Origin of the sequence: Streptomyces sp. NPDC002032, assembly GCF_042890765.1 — a bacterium.
Taxonomy (GTDB): domain Bacteria; phylum Actinomycetota; class Actinomycetes; order Streptomycetales; family Streptomycetaceae; genus Streptomyces.
This window is the reverse complement of the sequence record NZ_JBIASM010000005.1, coordinates 311,482-325,507: the sequence shown is the minus strand read 5'-3', so window position 1 is coordinate 325,507 and position 14,026 is coordinate 311,482. Positions and strand designations below refer to the sequence as shown.

Below are 14,026 nucleotides of genomic sequence, written 5' to 3'. Positions count from 1 at the left end.
ACCGCCCGGACCGCCCGCCACCACCTCCCGGGCACCCGGGAACGGGTGCCTAGAGCACGCCTCCCGCCAGGGCCTCGACCGGGGCCGGCAGTGCGCCGCCCGAGCCGTCACGGCGCGGGTCCGGGGCCGGCAGTGCGGCCGGGGTGCCGTTCGCCGAGGCCGCGCGGACCGGGGCGTTCCCGGCCCAGGCCAGCACCAGCAGGTCCTCGCCCTTCAGGAACCGCTGGCAGCGCACGCCGCCCGTGGCGCGCCCCTTGCGCGGGTACTGGTCGAAGGGGGTCAGCTTGCAGGAGCGCACCGAGTCGTCCAGCGTGCCGTGCGAGCCGGCCACGCTGAAGACCACGGCGTCCCGCGACGGGTCCACGGCCGAGAAGTGGATCACCTTGGCGTTCTCGGCGAGCTTGATGCCCGCCATGCCGCCCGCCGGGCGGCCCTGGGGCCGCACCTGGGCCGCCGGGTAGCGCAGCAGCTGGGCGTCGTCGGTGATGAAGACCAGGTCCTCCTCACCCGTGCGCAGCTCGACCGCGCCGACGACGCGGTCACCCTCCTTGAGGGTGATGACCTCCAGCTCGTCCTTGTTCGCCGGGTAGTCCGGCACGACCCGCTTGACCACGCCCTGCTCGGTGCCCAGGGCCAGGCCCTGCGAGGACTCGTCGAGGGTGGTCAGGCAGACCACCGTCTCGTCGGCCTCCAGGCCGGAGAGGAACTCCGCGACCGGGGCCCCGCCCGCCAGGTTCGGCGCGGCGTGGGTGTCCGGGAGCTGCGGCAGGTCGATGACCGGCAGCCGCAGCAGCCGCCCGTAGGAGGTCACCACGCCCACGTCGGCCCGGGCGGTGGCGGCCACCTGCGAGACGATCAGGTCGTGCTTCGCACGGCCGCCGCCCTCCTCCTGCGAGAGCGCACCGCCGTTGGCCGTACGGGCCAGCAGGCCGGTGGAGGACAGCAGGACCCGGCACGGGTCGTCGGCGACCTCCAGCGGGACCGCGGCGACCGCCGTGCCCGCCGACTCCAGCAGCACCGTCCGGCGCTCGGTGCCGAACTTCTTCGCGACCGCGGCCAGTTCGGAGGAGACCAGCTTGCGCAGCTCGCCGTCCGAGTCGAGGATCCCGGTCAGCTCGTCGATCTCCCCGGTCAGCCGGTCGCGCTCGGACTCCAGCTCGATCCGGTCGAAGCGGGTGAGGCGGCGCAGCGGGGTGTCCAGGATGTACTGCGTCTGGATCTCGCTCAGCGAGAAGCGCTCCATCAGGCGCTCCTTGGCCTGCGCGGAGTTGTCGCTGTCCCGGATGATCCGGATGACCTCGTCGATGTCGACCAGGGCCACCAGCAGGCCCTCGACCAGGTGCAGCCGGTCTCGCCGCTTGGTGCGGCGGAACTCGCTGCGGCGCCGGACGACCTCGAAGCGGTGGTCGAGGTAGACCTCCAGCAGTTCCTTCAGGCCCAGCGTCAGCGGCTGCCCGTCGACCAGCGCGACGTTGTTGATGCCGAAGGACTCCTCCATCGGCGTCAGCTTGTACAGCTGCTCCAGCACGGCCTCGGGGTGGAAGCCGTTCTTGATCTCGATGACCAGGCGCAGGCCGTGCGAGCGGTCGGTGAGGTCCTTGACGTCGGCGATGCCCTGGAGCTTCTTCGAGCCGACCAGGTCCTTGATCTTGGCGATGACCTTCTCGGGGCCGACCGTGAAGGGCAGTTCGGTGACGACCAGGCCCTTGCGGCGCGGGGTCACGTCCTCCACGGCCACGGTGGCCCGGATCTTGAAGGTGCCCCGGCCGTTCTCGTAGGCGTCCTTGATCCCGGACAGGCCGACGATCCGGCCGCCGGTGGGCAGGTCCGGGCCCGGCACGAAGCGCATCAGCGCTTCGAGGTCGGCCTCCGGGTAGCGGATCAGGTGGCGGGCGGCCGCGATGACCTCGCCGAGGTTGTGCGGGGCCATGTTGGTGGCCATGCCGACGGCGATTCCGGAGGCGCCGTTGACCAGGAGGTTCGGGTACGCCGCCGGGAGGGCGACGGGCTCGCGCTCCTGGCCGTCGTAGTTGGCGGTGAAGTCGACGGTGTCCTCGTCGATCGACTCCGTCATCAGTGACGTGGCGTCGGCCATCCGGCACTCGGTGTAACGCATCGCGGCCGGCGGGTCGTCGTTGCCGAGCGAACCGAAGTTGCCGTGGCCGTCGACCAGCGGCAGCCGCATCGAGAAGGGCTGCGCCATGCGCACGAGGGCGTCGTAGATCGACGCGTCACCGTGCGGGTGCAGCTTGCCCATGACCTCGCCGACGACGCGGGCGCACTTCACGTAACCGCGGTCGGGGCGCAGGCCCATCTCGTTCATCTGGTAGACGATGCGCCGGTGCACCGGCTTCATGCCGTCCCTGGCGTCGGGCAGGGCACGGGAGTAGATCACCGAGTACGCGTACTCGAGGAAGGAGCCCTGCATTTCGTCGACGACGTCGATGTCGAGGATCTTCTCCTCGAAATCCTCCGGCGGCGGGGTCTTCGTGCTGCGGCGGGCCATCGCTGCGCGGCTCCTTAACCAAGAATCGGGGGGTACGGGGTGCCGGACGAGGGCCGTCCGGCCGGTGTCGACGCGGACCATTGTGGCCCGGCGCACCGACAACGCCGACTCCGACCCCGGGCGACCCCCCGGACGGAGTCCAAGGGGCGGACCCGGGAACTTCTCCGGTGGCCGACGCGCTTGCATACAGTGGCAGGTCTGACAGAAATCTCTGCATCGCGATCGAAGGGACCACATGCCCATGGGTCACACGGCCACAGCTCAGGCCGGCTCCGGCGGCCTGACAGCGACCGAGCACCGGCTGGCCAACGGCCTGCGCGTGGTGCTGTCCGAGGACCACCTCACTCCGGTCGCCGCCGTCTGCCTCTGGTACGACGTCGGCTCGCGCCACGAAGTCAAGGGGCGGACCGGTCTGGCTCACCTCTTCGAGCACCTGATGTTCCAGGGTTCGGCGAGCGTACCGGGCAACGGGCACTTCGAGCTGGTCCAGGGCGCCGGCGGCTCCCTGAACGGCACCACCAGCTTCGAGCGCACCAACTACTTCGAGACGATGCCGGCCCACCAGCTGGAGCTCGCCCTGTGGCTGGAGGCGGACCGCATGGGCTCGCTGCTGGCGGCCCTGGACGAGGAGTCCATGGAGAACCAGCGCGACGTCGTGAAGAACGAACGCCGCCAGCGCTACGACAACGTGCCCTACGGCACCGCGTTCGAGAAGCTGACCGCCCTCGCCTACCCCGAGGGCCACCCGTACCACCACACCCCGATCGGCTCCATGGCCGACCTGGACGCCGCGTCCCTGGAGGACGCGCGCAACTTCTTCCGTACGTACTACGCGCCCAACAACGCCGTCCTGTCGGTCGTGGGTGACATCGACCCCGCGCAGACGCTCGCCTGGGTCGAGAAGTACTTCGGCACCATCCCCTCGCACGACGGCAAGCAGCCCCCGCGCGACGGCTCGCTCCCCGAGATCATGGGCGGCCAGCTCCGCGAGGAGATCGTCGAAGAGGTACCGGCCCGCGCGCTGATGGCCGCCTACCGGCTGCCGCACGACGGCACCCGCGAGTGCGACGCGGCCGACGTGGCGCTGACCGTGCTGGGCGGCGGCGAGTCCTCCCGCCTGCACAACCGCCTGGTGCGGCGCGACCAGAGCGCCGTCGCGGCCGGCTTCGGCCTGCTGCGCCTGGCCGGCGCGCCCTCGCTGGGCTGGCTGGACGTCAAGACCTCCAGCGGCGTCGAGGTGCCCGCCATCGAGGCGGCCGTCGACGAGGAACTCGCGCGGTTCGCCGCCGAGGGCCCCACGGCCGAGGAGATGGAGCGCGCCCAGGCGCAGCTGGAGCGGGAGTGGCTGGACCGGCTGAGCACCGTCGCCGGCCGCGCCGACGAACTGTGCCGCTACGCCGTGCTGTTCGGCGACCCGCAGCTGGCGCTGAGCGCGGTGGGGCGCGTCCTGGACGTCACCGCCGAAGAGGTGCAGGCCGTGGCCGCGGCCCGGCTGCGCCCCGACAACCGTGCGGTGCTCGTCTACGAGCCGCTGCCCGGCTCGGACGAATCCGACGAGTCCGACGAGTCCGACGAGAACGAGAACGAAGGGGCGGAGCAGTGAGCGACGCCGTAGCCGTCACGATGGCCTTCCACCCGCGCCCCGAGGCCGGCGAGGCCAAGCCCTGGGCCTTCCCGGCCCCCGAGCGCGGCGCCCTCGCCAACGGCCTGACCCTGCTGCGCTGCCACCGCCCCGGCCAGCAGGTCGTCGCGGTCGAGGTCAACCTCGCGGCCCCGCTGGACGCCGAGCCCGAGGGCCTCGACGGGGTGGCCACCATCATGGCCCGTGCCCTGTCGGAGGGCACCGACAAGCACTCCGCCGAGGAGTTCGCCGCCGAGCTGGAACGCTGCGGAGCCACCCTCGACGCGCACGCGGACCACCCCGGACTGCGGGTCTCCCTGGAGGTCCCGGCCTCCCGCCTGCACAAGGCCCTCGGCCTGCTCGCCGAGGCGCTGCGCGCGCCGGCCTTCGCCGACAGCGAGGTCGACCGCCTGGTGCGCAACCGGCTCGACGAGATCCCGCACGAGCTGGCCAACCCGCAGCGCCGCGCCGCCAAGGAGCTCTCCAAGGAGCTGTTCCCGGCGGACCTGCGCATGTCCCGCCCGCGCCAGGGCACCGAGGAGACGGTCGCCCGGATCGACTCCGCGGCCGTCCGCGCCTTCTACGAGGCCCACGTGCGCCCCGCCACCGCCACCGCGGTGGTCGTCGGCGACCTGACCGGCATCGACCTGGACGCCGTGCTGGCCGACACCCTCGGCGCCTGGACCGGCAACACCGCCGAGCCGCGCCCGGTGCCGCCGGTGACGGCGGACGACACCGGCCGGGTCGTCATCGTGGACCGGCCCGGCGCGGTCCAGACGCAGCTGCTGATCGGCCGCATCGGGCCCGACCGGCACGACATCGTCTGGGCGCCGCAGGTGCTCGGCACGTACTGCCTCGGCGGCACCCTCACCTCGCGCCTGGACAAGGTGCTGCGCGAGGAGAAGGGCTACACCTACGGGGTGCGGGCGTTCGGCCAGGTGCTGCGCTCGACCGCCGACGGCAAGGGCGCCTCGATGCTCGCCATCAGCGGTTCGGTGGACACCCCCAACACCGGTCCCGCGCTGGAGGACCTCTGGAAGGTGCTGCGCACGCTCGCCGCGGAGGGTCTGACCGACGCCGAACGCGACGTGGCCGTGCAGAACCTGGTGGGCGTCGCCCCGCTGAAGTTCGAGACGGCCGCGGCCGTCGCGGGCACCCTCGCGGACCAGGTGGAGCAGGAGCTCCCCGACGACTACCAGGCGCAGTTGTACGCACGGCTGGCCGAAACCGGTACGGCGGAGGCCACTTCGGCGGTCGTGCGGGCCTTCCCGGTGGACCGGCTGGTGACGATCCTGGTGGGCGACGCGGCCCAGATCGAGGAGCCCGTACGGGCCCTCGGCATCGGAGCGGTCACCGTCGTCACGAACTGACGGTGCGTTTGGGAGGGGCTTCGGCGGATCATCCGCCGGAGCCCCTTTTGTCTGTTTCGTCGTGTGGTTGCGCGTATGGGGTGTGGCGTACGCAACAAAAGGGCTCGTGTGTTTGGCGATTGACTGATGATCCGCCTAGCGTCGGACGTGCTGTCCGTCACTTGTGACCGCCGCACCGGCGGCACCGGACAGCGATCGCCGAGTCCCCGTCAGGCGCGAGCCTGGGGAGCCGGGGACCCACATCAGTCCCTGGGGTGAATCGGACCGCCTCGTCAGAGGAGGCCCGTAGGAGACCTTCCTGCTCCGAACCCGTCAGCTAACCCGGTAGGCGAGAGGGAAGGAAAGGATCAACCCCTTCATGGCCTCTGGCAGTCGTGTCGCCGGTAAGCACCGTGGTTCCAGCCGTCTGAGCCGCAAGACCGCCGGCTATGCCGGTGTAGCCGCCCTCGCCACCACGGGTGTGGTCGCCGCCGTCGCCGCCCCGGCGTTCGCCGCGGACCACAGCGCCCCCTCGGTCGAGGAGACCGGCCAGACCGCGATCGTCGTCGCCGACGGCCTCCAGGACGACCTCGAGGTGCAGGCCGCGTCGCAGCAGGTCGCCGCCGAGGCCGTCGCCGCCCAGGCGCAGGCCGAGGCCGAGGCCAAGCAGCGGGCCGCGGAGGCCAAGCGGGCCGCCGAGGCCAAGGCGAAGACCGAGCGCGAGGCCGCCGAGCGCGCCGCCCGCGACGAGGAGCGCAAGCGCCTCAACACCTTCGTCGCCCCCATCGAGGGCTCGTACGTCAGCACCCAGTACGGCGCCGGCGGCGGCATGTGGTCCTCCGGCAGCCACACGGGCATCGACTTCCACGCCGACGAGGGCACCTCGGTCCACGCGGTCGGCGCGGGCGTCATCGTCGAAGCCGGCTGGGGCGGCGCGTACGGCAACAACGTCGTCATCAAGCACAACGACGGCACCTACACCCAGTACGGCCACATGGTCTCGCTGAACGTCTCGGTCGGCGAGAAGGTCACCGCGGGCCAGCAGATCGGCCTGTCGGGCTCCACGGGCAACTCCAGCGGCCCGCACCTGCACTTCGAGGCCCGCACCGGCCCCCAGTACGGCTCGGACATCAACCCGCTCGCCTACCTGCGCAGCCACGGCGTCGGCGTCTGACCCGCACCGCACCACCCGCACCACCCCGCACTTCGGAAGAAGGCCCCGGCTCCCAGAGCCGGGGCCTTCTTCGTCCTGCCCGCCGCGGCGAAATGTTTCGGATATCCGGCCGTCATCGGAAATTATCGTGAGCTGCAATAGAGTCGCAGCACGGTCCCGAATCCGGCGAAGGTGCCGGGCGGATAATCCAGCGGAGGTCCGGCCTTGCGTATTCCGGCGCACGCGGTGTGCACAGCGATCCGCGACGACATCGTCTCCGGCTTCTTCGGTCCGGGCGGCCGGCTGACCGAGGAGGTGCTCGCCCGGCGCTACGGGGTCTCGCGCGTCCCCGTGCGCGAGGCGCTGCGCACTCTGGAGTCCGAGGGCTTCGTCACCACGCGGCGGCACGCCGGCGCCTGCGTGGCGGAGCCGACCGAGCAGGAGGCCGCCGATCTGCTGGAGCTGCGCGCGCTGCTCGAACCGCTGGCCGCCTCCCGGGCCGCCCGGCGGCGTACCGAGGCCCACCTCAAGGTGCTGCGCGGATTGGTCAGGCTGGGCCAGGAACGGGCCCGCAAGGGGCAGGGGGAGGATCTACGGGCCCTGGGGGGCTGGTTCCACGAGACGCTCGCCCAGGCGTCCGGGAGTCCCGGGCTGACCGCCCTGCTGATCCAGACCCGGCGCAAGATCGCCTGGATGTACGTGGTGGGGGCGCCGGCGCGGCCGGCGGACTCCTGGGCGGAGCACGGCGCGATCGTGGACGCGGTGGCGCGCGGGGACGCGGAACGGGCTGCGGCGCTGACCGCCTTGCACGCGCAGCGGGCCGCCGTCGTGCACCGGCCGCGGGTGAGGACTTCGCAACCTGCCGTCAACACGGCGAGCGGTCGTTATTAACAAGGGTGCCGTATACAGAGGGGTGAGCGGATCCGATATCTCGACGGCCGCCGTATTCTTTGGTGGCCGGAATTCTCGGAAATGCCTTCCATTCCGTAAGCCGGAACCGGAGCCGGAGCGGTAAGCCGTAATCCCGAGCCCGAGCCCGAGCGGAGCCGGAAAACGCGGAAGCCGCCGTCCCCGGGGTGGGGGGACAGCGGCTTCCGCGTTACCGGACCCGAAGGGTCAGACGGTCTCCGGGAGCTCCTCGAGGCCCTCGGCGACCAGCTTCGCGAGGCGGTCCAGCGCGGCGTCCGCACCCTCGGCCTCGGAAGCGAGAACGATCTCCTCGCCGCCCTGGGCGCCCAGGCCCAGGACCGCCAGCATGGAAGCGGCGTTGACGGGGTCGCCGCCCGCCTTCGCGATGGTCACCGGGACGCCGGAAGCGGTCGTCGCCCGGACGAAGATCGAGGCGGGACGAGCGTGCAGGCCCTCGGCCCAGCCGACGTTGACGCGGCGCTCTGCCATGGTGATGCCCTTCAGGTTCTTACGGTTGTCTAGACCAGTCTCTCACGACGCCCGGACTGCTCGGACCGACCTTCGGCCCCTTTCCACCGCCGTTCGGCCCTCCCCAGCTTGCACTGCTTTGCCCCGGCCCGCCGCATCCGCCGCGCGCGCCGCGTCCGGCCCGTACGTCACCCCCGCCACGGGGCCGCGCCGCCCCTTAAGGTGGCCCCATGACCACCGAGTCGGACCCCTCGTACCCGGCCCACTGGGAAGCGGACGTCGTGCTGCGCGACGGCGGCACGGCCCGGATCCGCCCCATCACGACCGAGGACGCGGGCCGCCTGGTCAGCTTCTACGAACAGGTCTCGGACGAGTCGAAGTACTACCGGTTCTTCGCCCCCTACCCCCGGCTCTCCGACCGCGACGTGCGCCGCTTCACCCACCACGACTACGTCGACCGGGTCGGCCTCGCCGCGACCATCGGCGGCGAGTTCATCGGCACCGTCCGCTTCGACCGCATCGGCCCCGACGGCCGCCCGGCCCCGGTCCCCGCCGACGAGGCCGAGGTGGCCTTCCTCGTCCAGGACGCCCACCAGGGACGCGGGGTCGCCTCCGCCCTCCTCGAACACATCGGCGCGGTCGCCCGGGAACGCGGCATCCGCCGGTTCGCCGCGGAGGTGCTGCCCGCCAACACCAAGATGATCAAGGTGTTCACGGACGTCGGCTACCAGCAGAAGCGCAGCTTCGAGGAGGGCTCCGTCCACCTCACCCTCGACCTCGAACCCACCGCCGAGTCCCTCGCCGTCCAGCGCGCCCGCGAACAGCGCGCCGAGGCCCGCTCCGTCCAGCGGCTGCTCGCCCCCGGCTCCGTCGCGGTGATCGGCGTCAGCCGCTCCGGCTCCGGCGTCGGCTCCGCCGCGCTGCGCAACCTGCGCGACGGCGGCTTCCACGGCCACCTCTACGCCGTCAACGCGGCCCGCGCCCCCGGCATCGGCGGGGACCTGCTCGACGGGGTGCGGGCCTACCGCACCGTCGCCGACATCGGCGCCCCCGTCGACCTCGCCGTCATCGCCGTCCCCGCCGACCGGGTCCCCGACGCGGTCGCCGCCTGCGGGGAGCACGGCGTCCAGGGGCTGGTGGTGCTGTCGGCCGGATACGGCGAGAGCGGCCCGGCCGGACTGGCCCGCCAGCGCGAACTGGTGCGCCAGGTCCGCTCCTACGGGATGCGGCTCATCGGCCCGAACGCCTTCGGGGTGATCAACACCGCGCCGGACGTGGAACTCAACGCCTCGCTCGCGCCCGCCCCCGCCCGGGGGCGGATCGGCCTGTTCACCCAGTCCGGCGCGATCGGGATCGCCCTGCTGTCCGGGCTGCTGCGGCGCGGCGAGGGCCTCTCGTCCTTCGTGTCCGCCGGGAACCGGGCCGACGTCTCCGGGAACGACATCCTCCAGTACTGGTACGACGACGAGGCCACCGATGTGGCCCTGCTCTACCTGGAGACCCTCGGCAACCCGCGCAAGTTCACCCGGCTCGCCCGCCGCACCGCCGCCGTCAAGCCGGTCGTCGTCGCCCGCGGCGGCCGGCACACCCCCGCCGGACACGTGGTCCCCGGGACCCGGCTGCCCGACGCCACCGTCTCCGAGCTGCTGCGCCAGGCCGGAGTCATCCGCGTCGACACCATCACCCAGCTGGTCGACGTCGGCCTGCTGCTGGCCGGGCAGCCGGTCCCGGCCGGACCGCGGGTGGCCATCCTCGGCAACTCCGAATCCCTCGGCGTGCTCACGTACGACGCCTGCCTCGGCGAGGGCCTGCGCCCCCGGCCCCCGCTCGACCTGACCACGGCCGCGACCCCGGCGGACTTCCGGGCCGCCCTGTCCGCGGCCCTCGCCTCCGAGGACTGCGACGCCGTCGTCGTCACCGCCATCCCCTGGGTGAGCGAGCACGCGCTGGCCGACGACCTCGCGGAGGCCCTGCGGGAGGCGGCCGCCGAGGTCCCCGGCAAGCCCGTCGCGGTGGTCCACGTGGAGCTTGGCGCGCTGGTCGAGGCGCTGTCCGCCGTACGGGCCGCCCCACCGGCCCCGCCCACACCACCCGCCCCGCCCGCCCCCGCCGAGCCGGGCCTGCGGACCGCGCCCGCCCCCGCGCCGGCCGCCCCCCGGGCCGACCCGCGCCCCGGCCGGCGGATCCCCGCCTACCCCGCCGCCGAGCGCGCCGTGAAGGCCCTCGCCGAAGCCGTCCGCTACGGCCAGTGGCGCCGCGCCAACGCCGAGGCCGGCCAGGTCCCCGAGTACGAGGACATCGACGAGACCGGCGCCGCCGCCCAGCTCGCCACCCTGCTGGCCGCGGTCCCCGAGGGCACCGCCCTGACCCTCGACGAGGCCGACGCCCGCGAGCTGCTCGCCCGCTACGGGATCCCGGTCCGGGCCGTCCTGCCCGCCCCCGGCCCCGACGCCGCCGTCCGCGCGGCCCGGATCCTCGGGTTCCCGGTCGCCCTCAAGACCACCGCCCCCCACCTGCGCCACCGCGCCGACCTGGGCGGCGTACGCCTCGACCTGACCACCGAGGCCGAGCTGCGGCGCTCGTACGAGGAGCTCACTGACACCCTCGGCAAACCCGCCGAGCTGCTCCCGGTGGTCCAGGCGATGGCACCGCGCGGGGTGGACACCGTCGTGCGGGCCGTCGTCGACCCGGCCGCCGGCACCGTCCTGTCCTTCGGACTCGCCGGAGTCGCCTCGGAGCTGCTCGGCGACACCGCGCACGGCCTGGTTCCCGCCACCGACCGGGACGCGGCCGCGCTGATCCGCTCCATCCGCGCCGCACCCCTCCTCTTCGGCTGGCGCGGCAGCGACCCCGTGGACACCCGGGCCCTGGAGGAACTGCTGCTCAGGCTGTCCCGGCTCGTCGACGACCACCCCGAGGTGGCGGGCGTCAGCCTGGAGCCGGTCGTCGTCGCCACGGACGGCCTCTCCGTGCTCAGCGCCACCGTCCGCGTGGGCCATCCGCCCGCCCGCACCGACCTCGGCCCGCGCACCCTTCCCAGCTACTGACCGCCGGGCAGGTAGGGGGACCCCGTACGGGCCTTAGGATGGACCTCATGGCGAAATCCGGTACGACGACCCAGGGGCTGCGCGCGGCGATCGAGCGCAGCGGCTACTACCCGGCCCTCGTGGCCGAGGCGGTTGAGGCCGCCGTGGGCGGCGAGCCGATCTCGTCGTACCTGGTCCACCAGGAGACCACCTTCGACTCCAACGAGGTGCGCCGGCACGTCACCGTCCTGGTGCTGACCGGCAACCGCTTCATCGTCAGCCACACCGACGAGCAGGCCGCCGACGCCGGGTCCCCCTCCCCGTACGCGACCACCTCCACCGAGTCGGTCAAGCTCGCCAGCATCTCCTCGGTGGTGCTGAGCCGCGTCGTGGCCAATCCGGAGTCGTACACGCCCGGCCAGCTGCCCCGCGAGGTCGTCCTGACCATCGGCTGGGGCGCGGTCTCGCGCATCGACCTGGAGCCCGCCGCCTGTGGCGACGCGAACTGCGACGCCGACCACGGCTACACCGGCAACTCCACCGCCGACGACCTGAGCCTGCGCGTCAGCGAGGCGGGCGACGGACCGGAGACGGTCCGCCAGACCCTGGTCTTCGCCCAGGCGCTCTCGGAAGCCACGGCGGCGACCGCCACCTCCGCCCGCTGATGTCGTACTCCGCGCCGCCGAACTGGCAGGACGAACCGGAACTGCTCGACCTCGCCGGCGCCCCGGTCCCGCACTACGGGACCGGTTCTCTCGCCGACCTGCTGCCGACCCTGGCCGCCGGACAGGGCGTGCCCGGTCTCACCGCCGGGATCGCCGAGCTCACCCCGGCCGACCGGAACTGCGTGTTCCTGGTCGACGGCATGGGCTGGGAGCAGATCAAGGCCCACCCCGCCGAGGCCCCGTACCTCACCTCCCTCCTCGCGGGCTCGCGCGGCGGCACCGGCCGGCCGATCACCGCCGGCTTCCCGGCGACCACCGCCACCTCGCTGGCCTCCGTCGGCACCGGCCTGCCCCCCGCCCGGCACGGCCTGCCCGGCTACGCCGTGCGCAATCCGGCCTCCGGCGAGCTGATGAACCAGCTCCGCTGGCAGCCGTGGACCCCGCCGAAGCCCTGGCAGCCGTACCCGACCGTGTTCCAGCTCGCCGACGCGGCCGGGGTGCACACCGCCCAGGTGTCCGCGCCCGCCTTCCAGAGCACCCCGCTCACGAAGATCGCCCTCAGCGGCGGCACCTTCCACGGGCGGATGACCGGCGAGGAACGGATGGACCTCGCGGCGATCCAGCTCGCCGCCGGTGAGCGCTCGCTCGTCTACACGTACTACAGCGAGCTCGACGGGGCCGGACACCGGCACGGCGTGGACTCCGACGCCTGGCGCGGCCAGCTCATGTACGTGGACCGCCTGGTCCAGCGCCTCGTCGAGCAACTCCCGCCGCGCACCGCGCTGTACGTGACCGCGGACCACGGCATGGTGGACGTCCCCTTCGACGAGGAGGCGCGCATCGACTTCGACGACGACTGGGAGCTGGGCGCGGGCGTGGCCCTGCTCGGCGGTGAGGGCCGGGCCCGGCACGTGTACGCGGTACCGGGCGCCGAGGCCGACGTCCTGACCGTGTGGCGCGAGGTGCTCGGCGACCGCTTCTGGGTCGCCGGCCGCGAAGAGGCCCTGGAACTGGGCTGGTTCGGGGCCCCGGGGGAGTGCGACGAGCGGGTCTTCGGCCGGATCGGCGACGTGATCGCCGCCGCCCAGGCCGACGTGGCGATCACCGCGTCGCGCAACGAGCCCAACGAATCGGCGCTCGTCGGCATGCACGGCTCCATGACGGCGGCCGAACAACTGGTGCCGCTCCTCGAAGTCCGCACCTGACCACCCCCGCCCCATCCCGCCCCACCCCCCCTGCCGCCCCGACCTGAAAGGTCCCGTACTTCCCATGCCCGAGCTGGTGTTCTTCTCCGGAACGATGGACTGCGGAAAGAGCACCAACTCGCTGGGGAATCCGCCATCTCACGCAGGGGTCGCCGGTCACCGCTGCCCCACGGTCTGCCCGCCCCGAAAGGTCACCCTCCTCTGATGTCCGAATTGGTATTTTTCTCCGGCACCATGGATTGCGGGAAGAGTACTTTGGCGCTCCAGATCGGACACAACCGGTCGGCCCGCGGGCTCCAGGGCGTGATCTTCACGCGCGACGACCGTGCGGGCGAGGGCAAGCTCTCCTCGCGCCTGGGCCTGGTCACGGAGGCGGTCGAGGCCACCGAGGGCATGGACCTGTACGCGTACCTTGTGAACCAGCTCTCACAGGGCGGCAAGGCGGACTACGTAATCGTGGACGAGGCCCAGTTCCTCGCGCCCGAGCAGATCGACCAGCTGGCACGCATCGTGGACGACCTCGACATGGACGTCTTCGCCTTCGGCATCACCACGGACTTCCGCACGAAGCTCTTCCCGGGTTCCCAGCGTCTGATCGAGCTGGCGGACCGTGTCGAGCAGCTCCAGGTGGAGGCCCTGTGCTGGTGTGGAGCCCGCGCCACCCACAACGCCCGCACCGTCGCCGGGGAGATGGTGGTCGAGGGCGCCCAGGTCGTGGTCGGTGACGTGAACCGCCCGGCCGGGGAGATCGGCTACGAGGTCCTCTGCCGCCGGCACCACCGCCGCCGCATGACCAGCGGTTCGGCCCAGGCCGGAGCCCTCTCCCCGGACGTCCTCCCCGTCAATCACACCTGATAGACCGCCACATGAGCGTTCCTGGTCGGGTGCGCGACGCCGGGAACGGCTGAGTCTGCCGGCCAAGTGCTTAGAAGGCACCTGGCGTGTACTGGGACGATGCACCCCTGACCTGCACGAATGGCTGAGGCCCACGACTGGTCGCCCATGGCTTCCGCCGTTCTCGGGAAACGGTATGGCCCTGCTACCCCACAGGCGTGGCCAGAGGCTGCGACTAACCCCTGTCCCCAGGGAGCCGAGGGCGAGGGCGTGAAGCCGGGCGATGCGGA

Annotated in this window: 10 protein-coding genes and 1 riboswitch; of the genes, 8 read left to right on the top strand and 2 right to left on the bottom strand. The window is 72.6% G+C overall.

What is annotated here, in order from left to right:
• Positions 1 to 49 precede the first annotated feature (49 nt).
• On the bottom strand, positions 50 to 2,506 hold the full coding sequence (locus ACFYYT_RS15450) for a DNA topoisomerase IV subunit A (protein WP_351815356.1): 2,457 nt from the start codon (positions 2,504 to 2,506) through the stop codon (positions 50 to 52).
• A 241-nt stretch (positions 2,507 to 2,747) separates the two neighbouring features.
• Here ACFYYT_RS15450 and ACFYYT_RS15445 point away from each other — a divergent pair, with 241 nt between their 5' ends.
• The 4 genes from ACFYYT_RS15445 (at position 2,748) to ACFYYT_RS15430 (ending at position 7,520) form a co-directional block, all read left to right on the top strand.
• A complete protein-coding gene (locus tag ACFYYT_RS15445) occupies positions 2,748 to 4,109 on the top strand; it encodes a pitrilysin family protein (RefSeq protein ID WP_351815353.1) in 1,362 nt (453 codons plus the stop codon).
• Positions 4,110 to 4,129: 20 nt separating this feature from the next.
• Positions 4,130 to 5,497, top strand: coding sequence for a M16 family metallopeptidase (locus tag ACFYYT_RS15440; protein ID WP_385322298.1), 1,368 nt, complete (start codon positions 4,130 to 4,132; stop codon positions 5,495 to 5,497).
• A gap of 186 nt (positions 5,498 to 5,683) precedes the next feature.
• Positions 5,684 to 5,843: riboswitch (cyclic di-AMP (ydaO/yuaA leader) on the top strand.
• A gap of 12 nt (positions 5,844 to 5,855) precedes the next feature.
• Positions 5,856 to 6,650, top strand: a complete 795-nt coding sequence (locus ACFYYT_RS15435; protein ID WP_351815347.1) for a M23 family metallopeptidase — start codon at positions 5,856 to 5,858, stop codon at positions 6,648 to 6,650.
• Between the two features lie 204 nt (positions 6,651 to 6,854).
• Entirely contained in the window at positions 6,855 to 7,520 is a 666-nt protein-coding gene (locus ACFYYT_RS15430) for a GntR family transcriptional regulator (RefSeq protein WP_351815344.1), read from the top strand.
• Between the two features lie 225 nt (positions 7,521 to 7,745).
• On the opposite strand, the gene ACFYYT_RS15425 is transcribed toward ACFYYT_RS15430, so the two are convergent.
• Positions 7,746 to 8,027 carry an HPr family phosphocarrier protein gene (locus ACFYYT_RS15425; RefSeq protein WP_351815341.1) on the bottom strand — a complete coding sequence of 94 codons (282 nt, stop codon included), beginning with the start codon at positions 8,025 to 8,027 and terminating at the stop codon, positions 7,746 to 7,748.
• A 209-nt stretch (positions 8,028 to 8,236) separates the two neighbouring features.
• Here ACFYYT_RS15425 and ACFYYT_RS15420 point away from each other — a divergent pair, with 209 nt between their 5' ends.
• From ACFYYT_RS15420 to ACFYYT_RS15405, 4 genes are all read left to right on the top strand, one after another.
• A complete protein-coding gene (locus ACFYYT_RS15420) occupies positions 8,237 to 11,053 on the top strand; it encodes a GNAT family N-acetyltransferase (RefSeq protein ID WP_351815339.1) in 2,817 nt (938 codons plus the stop codon).
• Positions 11,054 to 11,100: 47 nt separating this feature from the next.
• Positions 11,101 to 11,697, top strand: coding sequence for a DUF5998 family protein (locus ACFYYT_RS15415; RefSeq protein WP_351815336.1), 597 nt, complete (start codon positions 11,101 to 11,103; stop codon positions 11,695 to 11,697).
• Positions 11,697 to 12,902: a nucleotide pyrophosphatase/phosphodiesterase family protein gene (locus tag ACFYYT_RS15410; protein ID WP_351815333.1), complete on the top strand. Its 1,206-nt coding sequence runs from the start codon at positions 11,697 to 11,699 to the stop codon at positions 12,900 to 12,902. The genes ACFYYT_RS15415 and ACFYYT_RS15410 overlap by 1 nt, the downstream gene beginning before the upstream one ends.
• A 204-nt stretch (positions 12,903 to 13,106) precedes the next feature.
• On the top strand, positions 13,107 to 13,757 hold the full coding sequence (locus tag ACFYYT_RS15405) for a thymidine kinase (protein ID WP_351815331.1): 651 nt from the start codon (positions 13,107 to 13,109) through the stop codon (positions 13,755 to 13,757).
• Positions 13,758 to 14,026: the final 269 nt, after the last annotated feature.